Origin of the sequence: Flavobacterium sp. GSA192 (assembly GCF_006386525.1) — a bacterium.
In the GTDB taxonomy this organism is placed as follows: Bacteria; Bacteroidota; Bacteroidia; order Flavobacteriales; family Flavobacteriaceae; genus Flavobacterium; species Flavobacterium commune.
Window position 1 is genome coordinate 263,959 of sequence record NZ_VAHC01000005.1, and the last position, 20,789, is coordinate 284,747.

Consider the following 20,789-nt stretch of genomic DNA (forward strand, 5'->3'; position numbering starts at 1 on the left):
TATAAAAATCCCAAATTTAAATGAGTTTGGGATTTTTTTTTATGATTGTTTTGCTTTGGAATTTGTTTTTTGTGTTTTGGAATTTCGTTATAATTATCTTTTCAAACTAAAATGTCCTTTTATTTCTTTACCATTTTCGAGTTTAGCGGTGTACCAATAATCATCTGCAGGTAGAGGAAGACTGTTAAAAGTGCCATCCCAGCCCTGACTTTGTGGATTAATGTCTTTTATTAATTTTCCAAAGCGATCAAAAATATGAATCACTGTTTTTGAATTGAATTCAGAATTGATTCCTTTGATATTCCAGTGATCGTTAAAACCATCATTGTTAGGTGTGAAAAATCTTGGGATACCTAAAATGGCAATAGTTTCATTGGTAATACCACAGCCATTTTTGTCTCTAATGTAAACTTCATGAATTCCGGCGGCTACATATTCGAAAAGGTTAGCATCCTGATAAAAATTATTGCTGTCATCCAGACTGTATTCGTAATTTCCGGCTCCATTCACTAAAACTAAAACGGAGTTGTTATCGCTCAATTCGCTAATTTCGATATTGCTGATATGGGCAACATCTGAAGAAGTTACTGTAATTATTCTTGTCCGGCTACAATCGGAAAGCGAAGTGACTTTAACACTGTAAATACCGGCTGTATTGACATCTAAGGTGGGGTTTGTTTTGCCTATTAATATTTGATTGTCTTTTGTCCAAACATAAGTATAATTGCTTGTCGGACTGCCATCTATTATTCCTGAGGTTAGTGTTACAAAGAAATTAGGCAGATTTTGACAAACGTAAACATCTGACAGGCGGCTGGTGTTGATGTCAATATCAGGTTTTGGATTTACTTTAAGAGTAATATGAGGTCCTATGCCGTAACAACTGTTGTCTAAATTACTGTCAACTCTAACCCATATTTTTTGTTCTTTAGGAGAAAGAATGTTTCGATAAGTTGTAGTGTTTGTTATTTCGTTTATTTCTGCTAAAGCATCTGTTTCGGTTTCGTAATATTTGATTATATAATTGTTTTTTGGATCAGGAAGTAAAGCCAGAATTGCCGTTTTGGCACTACTAAAATCAAATGCTGAAATTCCATCATAATCATCATGGGTAGTATCAATATAATCATCGCAATTTTCGAATGGAACATTGAAATTTGCCGGAATTTGAGTTGCCGAAACGATTAAGTTAATTTGTGCTACCGAAAAACAGTTGTTTGCATTTTCGATTCTGGACCAAATGATCGTTCCGTTATTGGCAATATAAGTTAATGGATTTGCAATTTTTTTAGTTGAATCGTTAGTGTTAGCTCCTGCTAAAGTGGTAAAATAATTAAAGATTTCGTTTTGATAATTGCTTGAAATCTCATTGTTTTTTACTGTTAGATTAAAAGCTGATTTAGCATCTAAATCATCGTCACATTGTATGATACTTATATTGTTAACTACAGGTAGGGCTAGAATAGTTAAGGTGGTTTCGTTAGAAATCAATCCACAAGAATTCCCTGTTTTGTTTAGTATAACGCGGTATTTGTAGCCATTCATTGTTTGACTTACCGTATTAATGTTCAGCTTATTCGATGTTACACCAGAGAAGCTACCATTGTTTGTCAAGTTATTCCAGACAGTACCATTTGTAGATATTTGCCATTGATAACTATTGCCGCCGTTGTCGCTAATTGTAACTGAGGTGTTTTGATTTAAACAAGTTGGAGGTACAATAGGCTGGTTTGTAATAATTATTGGAGCTGCAATATTATAATTGGAATTTGGAGTAGTATAACCATTTGTACGGCTTGTAACAACCCCGCTGGTATTTACAGTTGGAGGGAATACATTTCCTAATATAGTGTTGTTGACACTTGTAAATCCTGCTTCAATCACATCAGGGCAAGAATCCCCATCGCTATCAGGATCTCTGTAATTTTTTATTCCGTCATTATCGGTATCAGTGTTGGAGTTGCCTGTTTCTGTGCTGTCGTAAATTCCGTCATTATCGCTGTCTAAATCCAGATAATCAGAAACGCCATCATTGTCAGTATCTATAATTGATTTCGATTCGAAAATGTCAAACAGACCATTTCTATTTAAATCGGTAGTATTTAATGCAAAGTCGTTGCTTTGGCTTTCAGTTAGGTCAGGAATTTCGTCATTGTCACTATCAGTATCTAATTGGTCAGGAATTCCATCACCATCGGTGTCTTTTGGTACGCAAACAGCAAAAAACTTTAATGTGCTTTTGTTTGCATCAGTATCGGAGAGATTTTTATGGGTAAAACTAATCGAATTAACCAAATGAGCTAAAAATTTAAAAGAGCCCGTTCCGGCTGCTAATGAAACAATTCCGTTTAATTGAAAGCGAATTTCAAATGAGGAATATTCGGTAACACCACTTTCATATATGCCATCGTAGTTAGTATCAATCAATAATTGATTATTTGGGTTGAGAACCGTAATGGTTTTGTTAACGTCGGTAGCAATAATATATTCTGCATTTGCATTTAATAAATCGGTTGGATTTGCAGCAGATACATATTCTATTCCAGTGCTTATTGGTTTAGAGAATGTTAATGTATATTTGGTAAAATTTCCTTTTCCAGCGGGGATTTCGGATATAAAACTGCCATCTGTATTTCCGGAAAATGGAATTCCACTTGCAATCGAAGATGTGTTTAGAGTTCCTGTATATGTATTCGAATAATTGCCAATTGTGATATTTCCCAAACTTAAATTAGAGATATTGATATTTTGGTTTCCGTAAGATTCGGTACAATTTGGAATTCCGTCATTGTCGTTATCAAGGTCTATGTTGTCGTTTACGGTATCATTGTCAATATCGGTAGGACAATTGCTTACCGGAATAATGTCAGACAATATTGAAGTGTCACAATTAGAAATACTTCCTTTTACCTGATAAAATCCGGGTTGGGTAGGAGTATAGGTGTTGGAATTTGAATTGCTAATTAGCGTATTGTTAAAGTACCATTCGAAAGTATCGTAATTTAAAATACTATTTACAGTTAGGTTAAGATTAGGGATGCAGGAAGAATTTCCAGTAATAATGGCATCCGAAGTAATTTCAGGTTTAGTGTCAAAACCGGAATAGTAACCACCGTAAGTGGCAGATCCATTGGTTCCAAAATAGGATACATAAACCTGTTTGTTAGATTTTATGCTAACATTACCATCAAGGTCGTTGATTGTGTAGCGAACATAATTTGAATTTCCTGTAATGCTAATAGGAGGGGTGCCTATAGGATTATTATTTATTAAAACATTGGCTCCGGTTTCGGTGATAATATTGATTCCGCCACTAAATGAAATATTACCTATCGATTCGATAAAAGGAATGTTGTCCACAATATTAGGAGTTGAGCAATTCAACGGAGGAACAAAAAACATATTTTGATTAGCCGAAGGTAAGTTGATTTGTTCATTAGTTTTAGGATCAAAAGCAGGAGCTAATCCGCCAATACTTTGATAAGCAAATGTTTTTTCGGAAGTGCTGACATATAAATTATTATTGATAAACTGGCTTCCGTCAATAGTTATATAGTCGCCGGCATTGATAATTGTTGTGTATGGGGTTGAACTGCCGTTAAGATAGACAATCGTATTAGGATTATGAGCAATCAATAAAACACGTTCCAGTTCATTTGTTCCAATTCCCTTTACAAAAATATATTCTTTGCCAGTTTTTTCGAAAGAAACAATTTGGTCAAACCCAAGATCTCTTCCGTTTTCGGTACTATTACTTCCGCAAAAAGACCCTGAATTGATAACAATCGCTTTGTCTGACTGAACTAATGCGCCAATCATTTTAGCACTATTTGAAACAGTGTCTTCAGAGTTTTCTATGGCAAAAATATAACTTTCGTTTTTATTTAGATTGATGGTTACGGGGCCATTTACAGTTCTTCCATCAGCTAGAATTGTCCCGTTTGCTATGTTGGATATTGTAATTGTTGTATTGTTTTCGGTTGCAAGCAGGGAAGCAAAATTGAGTAGTGTTTTGTCACTATTTGAAGGGTTGAGCATAGCGCCTAGTCTAAATGTAGTTCCCAGAGCACTGTTTCCTTTAGATACTAAACCGCCTGCATGATTGAACCTTTGATTATCGGGGTTGTAACCTGAATTAATTCTTACACTACAGTATATTAAATCATCGGCTTCAATAATGAATCCTTTGTTTATTGTTTTTCCAATAGCTGCTTTTGGTACCATTAGTTGTGTGTTGTTGCCGGATCCAATTGCATAGATGTATGGATTGGTGTTGTTGACCACAGCATTCGTAATTTGCCCGCCGATACTGATTATTCTCAGCGTAACATTTTTTGAGCTTGGAGTAGATATATATAAATAATGGTCTCCTGTTATTGTTTGTGAGTCTTGGCTGCTTAATGGCGGGATATAATGCGTTTTGCTAAATTGCGCAAAGCCATTTGTAGCTATTATCGTTAATAATATTGCGATTATTTTTATCATTTGATAAAAATATTAAATAATTTTTATCTTTTTAATGAAAAATGACCTTTTATGTTTTTGCCGTCTTCAAAAATAAGATGGAACCAATAATCATCAGCAGGAAGCGCATAATTGTTAAAAGTGCCATTCCAACTCAAATTTGAAGAGTTAAATTCTTTTAATAATTTTCCGTAACGGTTAAAGATGGATATTGTAGCCTGAGGAAGTTGTGATAAGTTTTTAATTGTCCAAAAATCATTGAAACCATCTCCGTTTGGTGTAAAATAATGGGGATAATCTAAAATATAAAAGCGGAAAGGAGCAGAAATACCGCATCCGTTTTTATCACGGGCATAGGCAAAATAGCTTCCTGCGGCAATGTTTAAAAATTCAGGACTGTCTTGATAATAATTTCCGTCAATTGAAAATTCATAATTTCCGGAACCGGTATAATTAATAATGGCGGTATTTTTATTTCCTGAAAAATTAGTTGTTTCTACCATTGTTATTGCAGCAATTTCAGATTTTACAACATGGAATTTTTTAGTCGCTTCGCAGTTGTTGGCATTGGTTACTGTTACAAAATAATCGCCAGGAGTAGTTATGGTAATACTATTGGTAGTTGCTCCCGTATTCCATAAATAGCTGGAAAAACCGGTGTTGACAGCTAGATCCATACTGGTACTACTGCATAAAGCGATATTCTCCTCTTGAAAGTTAGCCGGAGCAAAGGTTTTGACCTCAAGTGTGACAGGGATTATACCGTAACAGTCGGTTCCATTGATAATGCGGGCATAAATGGTTTGCTGATTCGGAATGTTGTTTGTATATACATTCGGAAGGGGATTGCTTTGTGTGTCGGCTGCTGCCATACTTGGATAGTAAACAACATTCAATCCATTGGGTAAACCATTTACTATTTGAGGAGAAACTTCATTATTTAAGTTAAATTCGCGAAATCCATCCTGAATGGCATTGTCATCACAAGTAATTATAGGAGATTGATTAGGTATTATAGCATTAGATAATTGCAATGTCAATTCGGCATAATTAGAGCAATTAAAGTTGTTGGAAACTTTGGCAATTAGCACCTGATTAGCCGATTTGTTGGTGTAATTTGTGGTGTTAAGAATGGCGTTAGTACCTGCTTTAGCATCTGTTAGATTTTCAAAATAACTTACAGCACTTAAGTTGGAATTGTTGTTTTTAATTTGGTTATCGGTTTTTGTTAAGTCAAAAACGGCTTTACTATCTCCATTAGTATCACATTGTATCAGAGTAGTGTTGTTTAAAACAATTTCAGGTGTGTATTCAACTTTAATTTGGTTTGAAACAGTACAACCGGATGGATTCAGAGTAACTTCAAGCTTGTAAGTTCCGGTGGTTTTTACAGTATAAGCCGGACTGGTTTCGGTGGGTAAAAGGACATTGTCTTTGTACCATTTGTAAGTGTAATTAGCTGGTAATTTAGTGTCAATAATATAATCCTCACCAAAACAAATAGCATTATTTGTGGCTAATAATTTGTCGGTTCCCAGGTTGATGATGGAATTAAAACTTGCTGATTCAATAAAAATAGCCGAATCAAAATAATTCACAGCATCATCACCAATGACTAATTTTATATGATAGGTGTTTCCAGCTATTACATTAGTACTTGCGTTAAAAACTTTGGTTTGTCCGGCATAATTAATAGGACTGTTATTTGTGGGGCTGGTATTAAATTGTCCAAAGTAGGATTCGTTGCTTGCCGGACATGATTTTTGTATTCCATTTAAATCCACAAAAGTAATAGCCGGATGAATATTGGTGGACGAAATAGGTATTGTAGTATTCGGAATTACGGCTAAGTTCTGATAAGCGGCCGTACTTCCTTTTTCTTTTATTAAAAAAGCAAAACCATCCGAATACCTACAAGGGAAATCTTCCTGATATTCATTTGAAGCAAATAAATAATTAAAGCTAATGCTATTGGTTAACGGAATAAAATCAAATTCCAGATAAGTAGCATTGATAGATTTAATGTTTAAAGCCTGATCTAAATCGGGGTCGCCTAACCAGGAATTACTGCCTCCACCAAGATTTTTAACAAATGGACCTACCGATTCAGTACTACTCCAGGTACTTAAAACAATTCCGGATTGAAAAGGAAAATTAGCAGAATTATTTGTAAAAACTCCGTAGCTGTTTTTCCCGAGAACAAATGCGTCGCCTTGCACTTTTGGGTTTGTTATTTGCAAACAGGAACTGTTATTAGTCAATAGATTTACCAGTTCTAAAGCATTTTTAGTGTCGTCAACAGCAATGGCTTGTGCCTGCAATTTTATGCCGGAGCAGTAGAGTGATAAACTGAGTAAAATGGTTTGCAGGACTTTCATAGTCTTACAAAGTTACTACAATTCTCTGTTTTTTAGTTATGGGGTTTTTGGATTAGCATTTTGTTTTAATCAAGCTCATTTTCAATTAGTAATGTAGCTTGTTTTAGTTTTTCGGAACTCAGTGGTTTTATAATGTAATCTTTTATTATCGGGTAGTTTTTGGTCATTTCTAAATCAGAAGGATCGATAGAAGAGGACACAATAAAAACAATTATTTTTTTTGCAAAAGTAATTCGTTCAAACTCGTCTAAAAATTGCCAGCCATCCAGTACAGGCATATTCAAATCCAATAAAATCACATCAGGAAGTTGAGCAGGATTGTTACTATTGTTTTTAAGTTCGTTTAACGCTGTTTGCGGATTGTAAAATGAGATGATTTCTTCGCAAAAATTATTTTTGGAGATAAGCATACTCATTAGTTTTATGGACAATTTGTCATCATCAATAAGGTAAGTCGTTTTATTTTTCATTAAAATACAATTTAAAATTGCTGCCTAATCCTGCTGTACTTTCTACTTCAATTTTACCTTTCATGGCTTCCATTTGGTTTTTTACGATGAATAATCCAAAACCTTTGGCATCTTCATTTTCATGAAAAGTTTTGTACATGCCAAATATTTTATGCTTGTATTTTTGAAGATTGATTCCTAATCCGTTGTCTTTGAAAGAAACAATATGGAATCCGTCCTCTGTTTTGCAACTGATATCTAACAAAGGAAGTCTCTCAGGAGATTGGTATTTTACAGCGTTGGTTAATAAATTATAGACAATGTTTTCCAGATAATCAGGGATAACATTGATGTTTAAATTAGCAGGAATATGGTGTGTAATACTAATTTATCTTTGAAAGAATGGGTAATTTTCTCTATTTCTGATTTTAAATTGACTATTGTTTTCTTGGTTTTGCTATTTTTTTGAATAGTAATTACTTCGTTTAAATTTTCAATGGTCTTGGATAGTTTTTCGGTGCCTTCTTTGAACATTTCGATAAAACTTAGTTTTTCATCGATTGTGTCGGTTTCATCAATAACGTTTAAAACCATTTGTAAATTACAGGTATGCGATCGGATGTTATGCGAAACAATATGTGCAAAATTTAAAAGTTTATTGTTTTGCTGATTGCTCACCTCTAATATGTTTTTGAGCTCAATTTCTTTTTCTTTTGTAGCGGTAATATCCCTTCCAATACCAATAAATTTGGTACAATTACCTTTAGAATCAAATATTGGAGTAATGTTTAATTCGAGCCAGTATTTCTTTTTATACTTGTTATAATTTTGAAAAACTACCTTGGTTTCTTGCTTCTTTTCCAGTGCCTGTTGGATTTTTTTTATCTTTTCAAAATTAGTTTCTATTCCAATAGAAATATAATTAGGTTTTTTTCCAATAATTTGTTCTAATGTTAAATCGGTTAAATTCATGTAGGCCTGATTCGCCCAGATGGCTTTTCCTTCAGCATTTGTAATAATGATACTGTCAGTAGTTTCAGAAGCAACAAGCGATAACAGGCTCAAATTTTCAATAACATCATTAGCATTAGAAAATACAGAAGAGAATTTTTTGATAGCTAATTCTATTGCAATTGTCCGTTCTTGTTCTGTAGTAATATCTTTAAAAGTGCCGTGAATACGATGGAGTTGATTAGCCATAAATTCAACCTGACAGATACATTCTAAGTGTTTGATTGTTTTTTGAGCTGTAATTATTTGGAATTTTCCGCAAACAGGAATTTGATTCTCAATCGCTTTTTGTAGTAAAGATTTGAACTGGATTAGATTTTTTCGATTAAAAAAAACTAAAGTATTTTTAAAGTCAGGCATAAAATCTTCCGAAACTTCAAAGAAAGATTTTGTATTTGCATCAAAAAAAATACGATTGTTTTTTAGGTTAATATCCCAAATTCCAATTTCAAAAGTATCAATTGTTTGATTGTAAATTTCCTGTTTATCCATTATAAATGTTGTAATAAAGCCAAAAAAAATGATTTTAGGTTAGGGGGAAAATTCCAAATCAGTAAATTTAAAAAGCTTGTTTAAAATGTTTTAATGATGAGAAAATCATTATAAGAAAATAAAAATACCGAACAAACCCGCAGCACACAAATAAAATCGATGAACAACATTGTTTTTTTTAAGGTTTTATAGGTGTATTAAAATCATTTATTCCTAGCGGCTGGTAATCAGTAATTAAGTGATTTTTTAGGATTTAAAGGATTTTTTTGCTTTTCGTTCGTTTTGTAAAGTCTTTTCAAAATTTGCTTTGAAATAATTAATGTAAATTTGTATAAATAAACAGTTGCATGAGCGATATTTCCCCTTTGTTTAAAAAACCAACCTATCCTGTAAATCATTCTCTTTTGGATTATTTAGAACGCTTTGACAGAGTTTCTAAAGTGGCGATTTCTTATGAAGATTTGCTGCGTTTTTCAGGTTCAATTAATGTGTATGATAAATTTGATCAGGATACCTTATGGGTTAGGGTTTTTTACAGCGAATATGAAAGAAGTGAAATTGATTTGAATTTAAAGAAAATCTACTCTTTGCTGCATTCCGATGGAAATTCAGATATTATTAAGTTCCTAAATGTAGATGCAATTGACTACTGTACTTTCGGAAATTCAAAACCTTTCAGAATAAAAGTGCGTAATGTGTTGAACGATAACTACGTTCATTTTTACATTAAGAAAGCCGATGCTTCCCGTATTTACGGATTAGAATTAGAACATATTCTGTCTCCCGATAAAATCAATTTTCTGGTTTATCAGGATACATTAATTGAAGAACATATTATAGGTATTCCCGGCGATGTTTTTATGGAAACTTTACTCGAAAGTTGTTCAGAAACCGAAAAATCCCAAATAGCCAAAGAGTTTGTTAAATTCAACGAGCGCTGTATGATTAGGCTTTTAGGTGATATGCGTGCTTATAATTATGTGATTGTTCCTATTCACGATTTTGATCAGGTGGTTTATAAAATCAGGGCTATCGATTTTGATCAGCAATGTTACGAAGGGAATTTTAAAATTTACCGTCCACAATTTTTCAAAGAAAATTTTCCGATGATACAACTAATCAAGGAAAAATTGCAGGACAGTTCGATTGAACAATATAAACATGAAGAACGAGCGGCTTTAGCCAAGAGAATTCTTTCGGCCGAAACCCGAATCCAAAAAATATTGCGAATCATGTCTAATGATACCATAGCTCCCGAGGAGCATATTAAACAATTAAAGCTGGAGTTGTATCGTTATACAAACGATATGAACTTTAAAAACGCTACTTCTATGGGCTATGTTCTCAGTGCAGCTTTTAAGTTTGTCACCCGAAATTTCAAACATCCTGATATCTTTAAACCTGGTTTTTAAAACTATTATTGTAATGAAAAATATTTTTCCTATCGTTTTATTATCTTCTTTATTTAGCTTTTGCCAAAGAGAATCTTCTGTTATTTCAGAGCTTTACACTTTACCCAAACAATTAAAAGAAGTTTCGGGAATTGTTTTTACCGAAAGTTCTAAGTTATTATGGACTCTGGAAGATAGCGGAAATGCAAATGAAATTTATGCAGTTGATAATCAAGGGGAAATCCAAAAAACGCTGACAATTGCCCAAACGCAAAATATAGATTGGGAAGATATTACTAAAGACGGCCAGGGAAATTTGTATATAGGCGATTTTGGTAATAATGAAAATACAAGAAAAGATTTGGCGATTTATAAAATTGCCAAAGATTCTCTGCAAAACGAAAGTGTAATCCCTTCGTATAAAATAAGCTTTGCTTACCCGGAACAAACGGAATTTCCACCTAAGAAAACAAAACTTTTTTATGATGTTGAAGCTTTTGTAGAATATCAAAATAATTTTTATTTGTTTACCAAAAATAGAAGTAAAGGATTTGACGGAACGACATTGCTTTATAAAGTACCCAACAAAGCTGGATTTCATCAGGCTGAATTATTAGGAGAATTTAAAGCCGAAGGCAATTACCAAAATGCGGCAATAACCAGCGCAACCATTAGTCCCGACGGCAAAAAAGTAGTTTTGTTGAGTCATAGCAAAATATGGATTTTCCAAAATTTTACCTCCGATAATTTTTTCTCTGCTTCAGTAAACAAAGTCGATTTACATCATTTTTCTCAAAAAGAAGCTATTTGTTTTAAAGACAATACAACGCTTTTAATAGCCGACGAAAAGACTAAAAAAATAGGTGGATTAGTCTATCAATTGGACTTAAGTGCTTTAAATTAAGATGATTGTCCGCTAGCGGACATGACCCACAGAGTAACGCGGACTAAATTGATAAACACGGATTTTTAAAAATACAATCTGTGATAATCTGCTAAAATCAGCTTAATCTGCGTGCCATTTTAAGAAAATAGTGATATAATATTAGAAACCAAATCCAATACCAAAACTAATTCGGGCTTCTTCATCAGCGCTTTTAAAATAGCTTAAACGCGCCGTTACGGTATTGATTCCGTTAAGCCATAAACCACCGCCCACAGATTGATGCCATTTGTTAGAGGCTTCTCCATCAAGCCAGACTCTTCCATAATCGTATCCTCCAAAAAAGCCATAAGACATTGGAATAAGACTGTTTTTTATTTTTCCAATAGAAAAACGAAGATCACTGCTTTGGAAAAAAGACTGATTGCCTATAAAACGTTGGTTTCTAAAACCTCTTAAATCATAGTCGCCGCCTAAAGCAGCTGCCTGATAAAATTCAAAATTATTGTTCAAAATCATTTTTCCTTTTAATAAAGTAGCAAATACAATTTTCCCCTGATGATCTATTTTGTGATTAAAATTGATTTTAGATTCTAATGTTGGGAAATTTTGCTTGTTGTTTTCCAGATTCATTTTCCAATTGGCAGCAATTAAAAATCCCATTCCCATTGTCGGCAGCGAAGGACTGTCGTAGTTTTCATAGCCATATTCAACAGTGGCTCCCGCAAATTGCTGATGATTGAAAATTTCAGGATTTACAATATTTGGAATCGAAATAAATCGACCGGCTGTATTTTCTACATCAAAATTCTCATAAGCAAGCTGGAAACTAATACGGCTTCCTAATCGTCCTATTTTTTCAATTTTAGGAGCAAATTTCAACATTCTGATATGTACTCTGTTGTAATCCATGCCGTTTATTTCGTCCACATTGGCAGTGTTATTTCCATAACCAAAATAATTTATGGCAAAGTTCGGGCTGGTAAATTGTGAGTCAAACCCAAAATTCCATTTCCCTATAAGTTTAGGAACATCTAAATGATAACCTAATTCAAAACCATCGGTCGCAAAATAGTAATTGGCTTTAAGAGTATGCTTTAAAGTATAAGGGTTTTGTTTGAAATGATTGATGGTATAATTAGCTATGATTCCTAATTTCACCCCATCATCGGGATTAAAACCTATAGTAGGCAAGCCAGAAAACGCATTGTATTTAGGTTTTTGATAGTTGTACAAGTTGGTTTCATAATCATCGGTTAAGATGGTTTTTGTTCTGGAATCAATGTCAAAACTGTTCTTTTTTGATTTGAAGTCAAGGATTGTAATGTTTTTTCCATTCGCAATAACATAGCTGTCATTATTTTGACCTCCAATTAATTTTATTTTTATCGCTGATTTTTGAGTGCCCTGAAAATCAAAAACATCTTCGTCGTCCAGTCCGTAAATCCAAATGTTTTTTGTCGAATGCCAATCGAATGTTTTACTGTAAACCAGTTCTTTTCTCTCTTTTTTGATTCGCGATACAGTGATTTCGACTTTGTTTTTAGAAACAGGTCTGATGTTGAACAGGTCTTTTTTATTGGTGCCAACAAGAATTACTGTTTTTTGTAAAACCTTGTTGTATTGACTCGCGTAATTAGTTAATTCGGCTTTTCGAAGTTTTAATTTTTGTTTAATTGAAGCTATCGTTTCATCTTGAACTTCTGCAGGTAAATTGTCAAAAGCACTATCAATAGATGCATCGCTTAGATTTTCCTGAATATATTTGGCTTGGGCAATCCAGTCTTTTTCAGTAGCATTTTTTAGAAAAGCAACGTCTAACGGATAAGCTTCGCGATTAAACCATTTTACATTATCAATGTTATTTTTAAAGCTTTGCATGTGACGAAGTGCGGGAATGTTCATCAAAAGTGATAACAAAGCACCATCGTATTTCGAAAAAGCCTGATCGCGATCGCGGGGAATGGGTTTGTAAATGATTTTATTACCTATTTTGTATTCAGCCCAACGCCATTGGTCATAATGCCTGTCCCAGTCGCCTATGAGCATGTCAAACAAACGCGCTTTGATGTATTCGTTTTCGTCAACAGCGTATTTTTCGTCCTTTTGTAAGTTTTCGAGTAACTCATCGGTTCCAATAATGGCTTCTGATTTTCCAAAATTTGGAAGTTCTTTTTGGCTATCTGTAGGTCTTTCTTCAACCAGATATAATTCATCTCCAAAATCGGTGTTGAATTCGCCCAATGCTTTTTGTTTTGGGATATAATAAAGGGCTGGATTACTGTGAAAAACGCCAATTTTGTCTGCCATGTTTCCTACTGCCAATGGTGTGTAAGGATGGGAAGTAGTATAAAAATCATATAGAAAATTCTCAGCATAGGTGTTTTCAAATTCATTTTCTACATATTGATCTTTGAAAGCGACACTTTGTAAAAAGCGACTAGGACTTTTCTTTAAAGCACGCATAACATATTCTTTTCCATCAGTATTTACCAATCGCAACGATTTCGATTGATGTCCGCCGCCCGCTCTTGAAGGAGTGACACCATTAAAAAGAGTATTTAAGGAAGCATTAGGAACTTCGATTAATTGACTGTAATATTTTCGGTAATGTGTGCCTAAAAGGAAATTATGAAAAGCACTTTTTGAAGTCATTTCCGAACTATAAATACTGGCTTTTGTAGTTGGAGAAAAAGTTTCTGGATAGTTGTTAATTGCTGTTTTTTTCGGTTCAAAGATTGTTTTTTCGAAAAGAACTTTGGCTTTGTCGTTTTCAATACCAAAATATTTTACAATGCTTTTTCCGTTAGTATAGCTTGTTAAAGTTGCAAATCCGTTTTTGCCATAAGAGAAATCATTTGGATGAATAGCTCTTGCTGCTTCCGATTTTGAGCCTGCACCACTAATTATTTGTTTGATGTTTTCATTCTCAATGTACTGTAAATTATGGTCGTGTCCCGAAATCACAACCACATTATCCTGATGTTGTAAAAGTGTTTTCAGGCGTTTTATTAGGTCTTGGTATTGCTTGTTTTGAATGTCCTGCGGACTAATTCCTGATGTTTTTCTTAAGAAGTTGACAAATGAACCGATTACAGGCAAAGGGATTTTTTGTTCCAATGGAAATAGTTGTTTTTCAAGCGAAAATTGCCCTCCGTGAGTTCCATTACTCATTAACGGATGATGTATGGCAACCACTACGATTTTGTCTTTGTTTTTGTTTAAAACTGATTCAAATTCTTCAAAAAAGTTTTCACGGGTTTTTATGCTGCAATCGTCATTGATAGTAGGGGTTTTGTCCCAATCTTCCAGAAACCATTGGCTATCAATGGTGACTAAACAAAGTTGGTCATTTATTTTTTTATCATCAATAGGACAGCCATTTGCAGGAAGAAAAGCTTTTTTATCGCCCAGATAATTGTTTACTATTATTTCCTGACGTTTTAATCCGTTGATGCCTGAATACCAATCGTGATTTCCAGGGATAAAGATGGTTTTTCCTTTAAAATTTTTAGAAAGTGCTAATTGGGTAGTTATTTTTTTAAGAGCGATATCGTATGCAGCTTTGTCTTTTTCATCCGGCATTCCTTTTGGATAGATATTATCACCTAAAAACAATAGAGTAGCATTTTTATCGGATTGTTGAAGTTGTTCCTGTAAAGAGTGAAGCAATTTTTTAGCGTTATCTTCATCAGCATTTCCTGCATCGCCAATTAAAAAAAAGCGGTGTGCAATTTTTGCCGAATCCTTTTCGTTAATAAGCGTATTTTCTTTCGAATTGCTTCCCCATTGAGTATGATAGCTGGCACAGGAGCTAACTATTAATGAGGCGAAAAGAGAGAGAGAAAATATTTTAATTTTGCTGAATCGCATATCCGAAAACAATTTCATAATTTAGTAGTATAAAAATTTACCTATGAATCTTATAGAGCAAGCGAAAGATTTTGTTTATAAATTACTCAAAGATAAACTTTCTGGTTCATTTATTTATCACAATTTCAGCCATACTTCTGATGTGGTTGAGGCTGTAAAAATACTTGCAGCACAAGAGAATTTAACTGAAGAAGAGTTTGAAATGCTTGTGGTTGCGGCCTGGTTTCATGATACAGGTTATGTTGAAGGTTTTGAAAATCATGAAGAAACCAGTGTGAAAATTGCTGCGCAGTTTTTGGCAGATAAAGGAAAAACATCCACTTATATTGAACAGCTAAGTGCTTTAATCAGGGCAACTTTATACTCTTATGAACCTCAAACTATTCTTGAAAAAATAATCAAAGATGCCGATTTTTATCATTTTACAAAGGAAAATTACTGCGATCGCTGTGAATGTTTAAGAGCCGAATGGAAGATTGTCAAACAAAAAGAAGCTACCGACTTAGAATGGGCTCGGGAAAATTTAAAAATGCTGACGGAATGCCATGAGTATTACACCGATTATGCAATTGCGAATTGGAAGGTTTTGAAGGATAAAAATGTAAGTCTGATTCAGCAGAAAATTAAAAAAATGGAAGAAGAGCAAGAAGTAAAAAAAGAGAAAAAAGATAAATCCAAAAAAGAACCTAAAACCGCTAAACCCGATCGCGGAATTGATACGATGTTTAGGGTTACTTTGAACAATCATACCCGTTTGAGCGGAATAGCCGATAGTAAAGCCAATATTTTATTATCGGTAAATGCTATTATTATTTCTATTGCTTTATCTACCATTGTTCCTAAACTTGATAGTCCCAGCAATGCGCATTTGGTGATTCCAACTTTTATTTTGCTTACATTTAGTGTTGTTTCTATTGTTTTTGCTATTCTTTCTACCCGACCTAAGGTTACTACAGGAACTTTTACAAGACAAGATATTGAAGACCAAAAAGTGAATTTGTTGTTCTTTGGTAATTTTTACAAAATGCCTTTGGAAGAATACGAATGGGCGGTTAACGAAATGATGAAAGACAATAGTTATTTATACAATTCGATGATTAAGGATTTGTATTTTTTAGGTATTGTTTTAGAACGAAAATACAAGCTTTTGCGCATAACCTACAATGTTTTTATGATTGGAATTATCGTTTCATTTTTGGCTTTTTTCCTGGCATTCAACGGTATCAGAGCCTAATGCAAGGTGTCAAGTAATTCTTTGTAAGTATATTGAGCGTCGATATTTTCGTCCGTATTGATTACTTTAATTCGAATGGCTTTTAATCCATAAACTCCTTGTAAATCTTCTACTTCAAATTGTTCGATTTGAGGTTCAAGGACTTTTTTGAATTGTAAAAACTTGATGTATTTCAGGTATTCGGTTTCCTCAAATGAATGCGAATACACGATTGTAATTTTCTCTTTTTGAGTAATACGTTCTTTTGTACCTTTTATATGTGCTTTGTCAATGCGTTTTTTTACCACTTCATAACGGGCATTGTAGGTACCATCCACATCAAAACGTTTTTCGTCCATTCGGAATCGAATGGATATTGGAGAACTAAAAACCAAGATTAACGAACTCACCTCTAACTGACCGTAAGGCAGGACTTTTTTCAAACGATGATGCGCTAGTTCCATCTTGCATAAGGTTTGTAATTGCCACAATCTGAGATTGTTTAAATACATCAAATCAAAAGTTTGCGATGGTGTTATCGAAGCACCAATGTATAAATTGTGTTCTACACCATCGGTTTTAAAACGTTCAAAATAATGCGGAAAAATAGTCTGTGCTTCAGTTTGTTCATTGTCTAAAACCGCTGCCATTTCTTTATTGATGATCGACATGGCTTCATCAAACTTTTTTCGGGCATCATAGAAAAGTTTTGTTTTTGGATCTAAGTTTTCGAAATAAGAATTGAGCAGTAATTTGTCATTAGTATCAATAATGGCATTAGTCAAAAAAGGATGGATTTCTTTTTCGATATAATTTTGAATTTGTTGCTCGGTATCTGCTTTTAATTCTTTTCCTAAGTCTTCCTGATACGACTGTAATTCAAATTTGAGTTGCTCTGATAAAGGCAGTTTTTGTATGGATTTCGAATTTTCGAAAATAGAAATTAAATGATTCAATTGATTTTTTAAATCTTCTTTTACCGTATTATTTCGATGTTCTGATGAACCATTAATATCTATTTGACCATAAAGCGGATAGACTTCTTTAAAAACAATTTCCTTAAAAGTGTGTTCTTTTTTTGAGTTATTAGTTTGTAAATATTTTTGCGCTTCGGCTTTAAATTTCCAATATACACTTGAGTGAATGGCAGTATATTCGCGCTGGATTATAGCTTCAATCTGGTTTTTTAGATCGCTGTCATGACGTTCGAGTGTGTCAACAATATTAGGAATAATCAGTTGAAGATTGTTAGCATTAATACTGTTTAAACTCCTTGGTGTCGCCGAAACCAGTTCGATAATCCCTAATAATTTATTATCTTTTACAACAGGAGTAAAAATGCAACTTTTGATGTTTTGATCCAGTAATATTTGAGCAAATCGTTCATTTCCGGGAATACCGGCAAAAGCCTCGACATTGGAAATAGAAATTGTTTCTTTAGCTTCTAAAAGGCTATTTAGAGAACAACCTAAAAAAGCATTGCAGCATTCTATTTCGTCTTTATTTTGAAGAATGAAACTTTCTATGCTGTTTTTGTCTAAAGGTAATTTGGTGAACTTTTTTTCATCATCATTATAGAGGCTGATTCCGATTCGTAAATCGGGAATTTTAAAAATGGATCTGAAAATGCTTTCTGAATTTTTGTTTTTTTCACTGCCTTCTTTGTCTCTTTTTAAAAGATTACTTTTTAGATTGGAAATAGCACTTTCCTTGGTTGCATCAAACAAACTAACGATTCCAAATCCTTTTAAAACCCAACTTTCTAATGGGAATTTTTCCTTCCATAAGGCTATGTTGTCAAAGTTGTCCATTAATTCGTCGATTTCTTCCTGACTTAGACTTTTGGCATTTTCCGAAGGATAAATTTCGATAAAATCGGCATTGTAAAGAATGCGATAATGATGTAAAACACCATCAGTATCCGGAATATCATAGAAAAGGGGTTTGCTGTAATCAAAATTTTGATTGTAGTAAGCGTTTAAAATTAAAATGCAGCTGAGTACATAAAACTGATCGTCGCTAAAATCGCGGATGTTTAGGTCAAAATCCCCGGCGTTTTTTACTATTTTTTTAAATCGTTTGCTGTAATTGAAAGTGATATTCTGAAACGGAATTGTAACAGCTTTAATTTCATTATGAGTCAGTGCGGTAGGAAATAAATCGGCTAATAAGTTTTTAATGAGCTTTTTGTTATCAGTAATAATCGAAAAATCTTCTATTCCGGTTCTGAATTCCGGAATATGTTCAATTTCTTTTAGTAGTGACTTAGCATAATTAGAGCGATAATCAACATCTGATAGTGCAATTTCTTCCAGTGACTCAATGAGTTTATGAAAAGAAATTAAGGTTTTAAAAGGACTCTCTTTAAATAAATGACGATTCATTTCTACTTTTGTTAACTATACAAAAATAGTGAATTATGCCTTTTGATTGCTGTTGCAAATGCTAATTTGTTTTGGCTACTAATGTTGTTTAGCAATTAGTTTTTTTTGATAAAAATTGACCAGAGCTTCGTTTACTTCTTTTAGTTCAGGTGTCAGAAAAGTGAGATTGCCTTCTTCGGTATTAGTTAATTCCATTTTGCAAACGGTGCATTTGTATTCTTTTAAATGGTTGGTAATGTTTCTTGAAGTAATTATTTTGTGCCCAAATAGAGCGCATATTATTTTCTTGCTAACAATAAGCTTTTTCATTTCAAATAATTCCATAATAAAAGCAGGTTAATTTAGTTTGGGAGATATAAAAGTAGAAGATTATAGATAAAAATACGTATAAAATCGATTAAAAGCACTTTTTGTTAAATTTATTAAGTTTTAACTTATTTTTTTTGATTTGTTTTAAAAAAAATCTCCAACTGCCTGAGCAATTGGAGATAGAATGAATTGTAAAATCAAATTCTGAAATGAATTAAGATTTTTGTTCTTTATTAAAATAAACTAAGTAGTAATACATTTGTTTTTCTTCGTCCCATCCTTTTTCCACAAATTTCTCTGCACTTTCAGGATTAATGAAATCCATTTTTATCTGAATGTTTGTATCCAGATTAATAACGTTTTTGATTGATTTTCGGGCATCACTTACAGCTGCATTTGCAATTGGGAATGAGGTTACATCTTCGATGCTGTATTTTTCGCCTTTATCAACTTTGTAGTTTTTAAACTCAGGGATCAAATCAGGATTGTCTAAAACTTCGTTTAAGAAATTTTGTTCTTCAAACTGATCGTTTTTGGCAAAATAATTTACCGAACGGTTCATGAACATTACTTCTTCTTTTTTGTCTTCGGCTGGAAAAACGACATCTTTGGCAAAGTTTTGACAAAATTTCAAATATTTCTTAGTGATGAAATTTTCGTCTTCAAAAGCATCAACCGAAAGGAAATGTTCTAACCAATAACGTGCATCATAGCGGTTGCTGTCAACTGTTAAGATTTTAAAACCTTCTTCTTTTTTATGATTAAAGATCAAACAACCTTTGTCTAGCTTATTTAAATTGATTCCTTGTTGTAGAATCATTTCTAAATTAGATTCTTTTTCTTCAAATTGTAAAAAGTCGCTTTGTAACTCACTTTTGAAAATTCCGATAGCGTCAACCACATTGTTATCGATGTTGATGTTTGTTAGGTAAGTAACATAAACTTCTCCGTTTTTAATGTGTGGATGATTGGATTGTTCAAATAAGTGCTGCGTGATTTTTTTAGAAGTCTCATGCAAAGTACTTGGGTTGTCAAAAATTTCACAGGCATATTTGTACATGTCATTGTAATCCAAATCGACTTCATGGGCAAATTGATAATAGTTTTCTTCTTTTTCTCTAAAAGGTTTAAAAAAGAATTCTTTTATAAGAGGCACAATTTCATCTTGTAGGTTGAAAGGTTGCTCCGATAAAAAGATAGCCTCATTTCGGCTTTTATTTCCTACTCTGTGAATAGAAAGCGTTTCGATGTGTGTGTTGAATAGGTTGATCATGTAGTTGTTTTGTTTTTAGATGCAAGAGCCAAGAAAAAAGACAGTTTTTTTGAGGTCTTTCATCTTGGCTCTTGATTTATGCTATTGGTTATATTTTAGTTCCAATTTTCTTCAAAGCCGTAATCTTCGTAACTGTCATCTCCTTCAAACATATCCATGTCGTCGTCGTCAAGGCCGTCTTCAAATTCGTCATAAAAATCATCAGCATTATCTGCTTCAAAGTTTTTTTCTAAAGCTTCATCAGGCATTTCGCCATGAGAAAACAAGGTTTCTGGATAGATTGCTCCCGCAGTTTGTTCTTCAATTGCGGCCAATTCTACTAAGAAAGTCCACATATTGATAAAATCATAAACATAAATAATTTTAGTATTTTCCTCGTCCAGAATGTCTGAAAGTTTATAATCACTCATGATACGTTGTTCGCCGGGAACATCACCGGTGTCAAAAAGTGAAATTTCATCTTCCTGATTCCAGGTTTCATCGCAAGTGTAAAAAGAAGCGACTTCCATACCATCAAATCCAAAAGAGTTGAAGATAGCGTTGTGTAAATCTTCTAAAGTATCATCATCAAGTATCGCGATATCTCTAAAAATATCTTCTTCTGCGTCTAAGATTACTCTAAATTTATAAACCATAATCGTTGTTTTTTATAAAAAGCCAAAGGTACAT

At 33.4% G+C, this 20,789-nt stretch carries 13 protein-coding genes; 3 read left to right on the top strand and 10 right to left on the bottom strand.

Features of this window, described 5'->3' with window-relative positions; genetic code table 11:
- Positions 1–93 precede the first annotated feature (93 nt).
- From FDM27_RS12125 to FDM27_RS12145, 5 genes are all read right to left on the bottom strand, one after another.
- Positions 94–4,485: a T9SS type B sorting domain-containing protein gene (locus tag FDM27_RS12125; RefSeq protein WP_140486793.1), complete on the bottom strand. Its 4,392-nt coding sequence runs from the start codon at positions 4,483–4,485 to the stop codon at positions 94–96.
- A 23-nt stretch (positions 4,486–4,508) separates the two neighbouring features.
- Positions 4,509–6,842, bottom strand: a complete 2,334-nt coding sequence (locus tag FDM27_RS12130) for a T9SS type B sorting domain-containing protein (protein ID WP_140486795.1) — start codon at positions 6,840–6,842, stop codon at positions 4,509–4,511.
- Between the two features lie 65 nt (positions 6,843–6,907).
- Positions 6,908–7,312 carry a response regulator gene (locus FDM27_RS12135; protein ID WP_071183430.1) on the bottom strand — a complete coding sequence of 135 codons (405 nt, stop codon included), beginning with the start codon at positions 7,310–7,312 and terminating at the stop codon, positions 6,908–6,910.
- Positions 7,302–7,679, bottom strand: a complete 378-nt coding sequence (locus tag FDM27_RS12140) for an ATP-binding protein (RefSeq protein WP_140486797.1) — start codon at positions 7,677–7,679, stop codon at positions 7,302–7,304. Before FDM27_RS12140 ends, FDM27_RS12135 begins: the two co-directional genes overlap by 11 nt.
- Entirely contained in the window at positions 7,646–8,794 is a 1,149-nt protein-coding gene (locus tag FDM27_RS12145; protein ID WP_140486799.1) for a PAS domain-containing protein, read from the bottom strand. The genes FDM27_RS12140 and FDM27_RS12145 overlap by 34 nt, the downstream gene beginning before the upstream one ends.
- A gap of 347 nt (positions 8,795–9,141) precedes the next feature.
- On the opposite strand from FDM27_RS12145, the gene FDM27_RS12150 reads away from it, so the two are divergent.
- On the top strand, positions 9,142–10,206 hold the full coding sequence (locus FDM27_RS12150; RefSeq protein ID WP_071183428.1) for a hypothetical protein: 1,065 nt from the start codon (positions 9,142–9,144) through the stop codon (positions 10,204–10,206).
- 13 nt (positions 10,207–10,219) lie between these two features.
- On the top strand, positions 10,220–11,089 hold the full coding sequence (locus FDM27_RS12155; protein WP_140486801.1) for a hypothetical protein: 870 nt from the start codon (positions 10,220–10,222) through the stop codon (positions 11,087–11,089).
- Between the two features lie 141 nt (positions 11,090–11,230).
- Here the strand turns inward: FDM27_RS12155 and FDM27_RS12160 are convergent, their stop codons facing one another.
- A complete protein-coding gene (locus FDM27_RS12160) occupies positions 11,231–14,959 on the bottom strand; it encodes a metallophosphoesterase (protein WP_140486803.1) in 3,729 nt (1,242 codons plus the stop codon).
- Positions 14,960–14,984: 25 nt separating this feature from the next.
- On the opposite strand from FDM27_RS12160, the gene FDM27_RS12165 reads away from it, so the two are divergent.
- Positions 14,985–16,175: a Pycsar system effector family protein gene (locus FDM27_RS12165; protein ID WP_140486806.1), complete on the top strand. Its 1,191-nt coding sequence runs from the start codon at positions 14,985–14,987 to the stop codon at positions 16,173–16,175.
- On the opposite strand, the gene FDM27_RS12170 is transcribed toward FDM27_RS12165, so the two are convergent.
- From FDM27_RS12170 to FDM27_RS12185, 4 genes are all read right to left on the bottom strand, one after another.
- Complete coding sequence (locus FDM27_RS12170; RefSeq protein ID WP_140486809.1) at positions 16,172–18,538, bottom strand: GAF domain-containing protein; 2,367 nt, start codon at positions 18,536–18,538, stop codon at positions 16,172–16,174. The genes FDM27_RS12165 and FDM27_RS12170 overlap by 4 nt on opposite strands.
- 78 nt (positions 18,539–18,616) lie before the next feature.
- Positions 18,617–18,862: a hypothetical protein gene (locus FDM27_RS12175; RefSeq protein WP_083382024.1), complete on the bottom strand. Its 246-nt coding sequence runs from the start codon at positions 18,860–18,862 to the stop codon at positions 18,617–18,619.
- Positions 18,863–19,061: 199 nt separating this feature from the next.
- Positions 19,062–20,120 carry a nucleoid-associated protein gene (locus FDM27_RS12180; RefSeq protein ID WP_071183423.1) on the bottom strand — a complete coding sequence of 353 codons (1,059 nt, stop codon included), beginning with the start codon at positions 20,118–20,120 and terminating at the stop codon, positions 19,062–19,064.
- A 95-nt stretch (positions 20,121–20,215) separates the two neighbouring features.
- Complete coding sequence (locus tag FDM27_RS12185) at positions 20,216–20,755, bottom strand: IS1096 element passenger TnpR family protein (protein WP_071183422.1); 540 nt, start codon at positions 20,753–20,755, stop codon at positions 20,216–20,218.
- Positions 20,756–20,789 lie beyond the last annotated feature (34 nt).

Excerpts from the sequence above, each read along its gene's own strand:
- FDM27_RS12125 (WP_140486793.1), bottom strand. The coding sequence starts at position 4,485 with ATGATAAAAATAATCGCAATATTATTAACGATAATAGCTACAAATGGC.
- FDM27_RS12130 (WP_140486795.1), bottom strand. The coding sequence starts at position 6,842 with ATGAAAGTCCTGCAAACCATTTTACTCAGTTTATCACTCTACTGCTCC.
- FDM27_RS12135 (WP_071183430.1), bottom strand. The coding sequence starts at position 7,312 with ATGAAAAATAAAACGACTTACCTTATTGATGATGACAAATTGTCCATA.
- FDM27_RS12145 (WP_140486799.1), bottom strand. The coding sequence starts at position 8,794 with ATGGATAAACAGGAAATTTACAATCAAACAATTGATACTTTTGAAATT.
- FDM27_RS12150 (WP_071183428.1), top strand. The coding sequence starts at position 9,142 with ATGAGCGATATTTCCCCTTTGTTTAAAAAACCAACCTATCCTGTAAAT.
- FDM27_RS12155 (WP_140486801.1), top strand. The coding sequence starts at position 10,220 with ATGAAAAATATTTTTCCTATCGTTTTATTATCTTCTTTATTTAGCTTT.
- FDM27_RS12160 (WP_140486803.1), bottom strand. The coding sequence starts at position 14,959 with ATGAAATTGTTTTCGGATATGCGATTCAGCAAAATTAAAATATTTTCT.
- FDM27_RS12165 (WP_140486806.1), top strand. The coding sequence starts at position 14,985 with ATGAATCTTATAGAGCAAGCGAAAGATTTTGTTTATAAATTACTCAAA.
- FDM27_RS12170 (WP_140486809.1), bottom strand. The coding sequence starts at position 18,538 with ATGAATCGTCATTTATTTAAAGAGAGTCCTTTTAAAACCTTAATTTCT.
- FDM27_RS12175 (WP_083382024.1), bottom strand. The coding sequence starts at position 18,862 with ATGGAATTATTTGAAATGAAAAAGCTTATTGTTAGCAAGAAAATAATA.
- FDM27_RS12180 (WP_071183423.1), bottom strand. The coding sequence starts at position 20,120 with ATGATCAACCTATTCAACACACACATCGAAACGCTTTCTATTCACAGA.
- FDM27_RS12185 (WP_071183422.1), bottom strand. The coding sequence starts at position 20,755 with ATGGTTTATAAATTTAGAGTAATCTTAGACGCAGAAGAAGATATTTTT.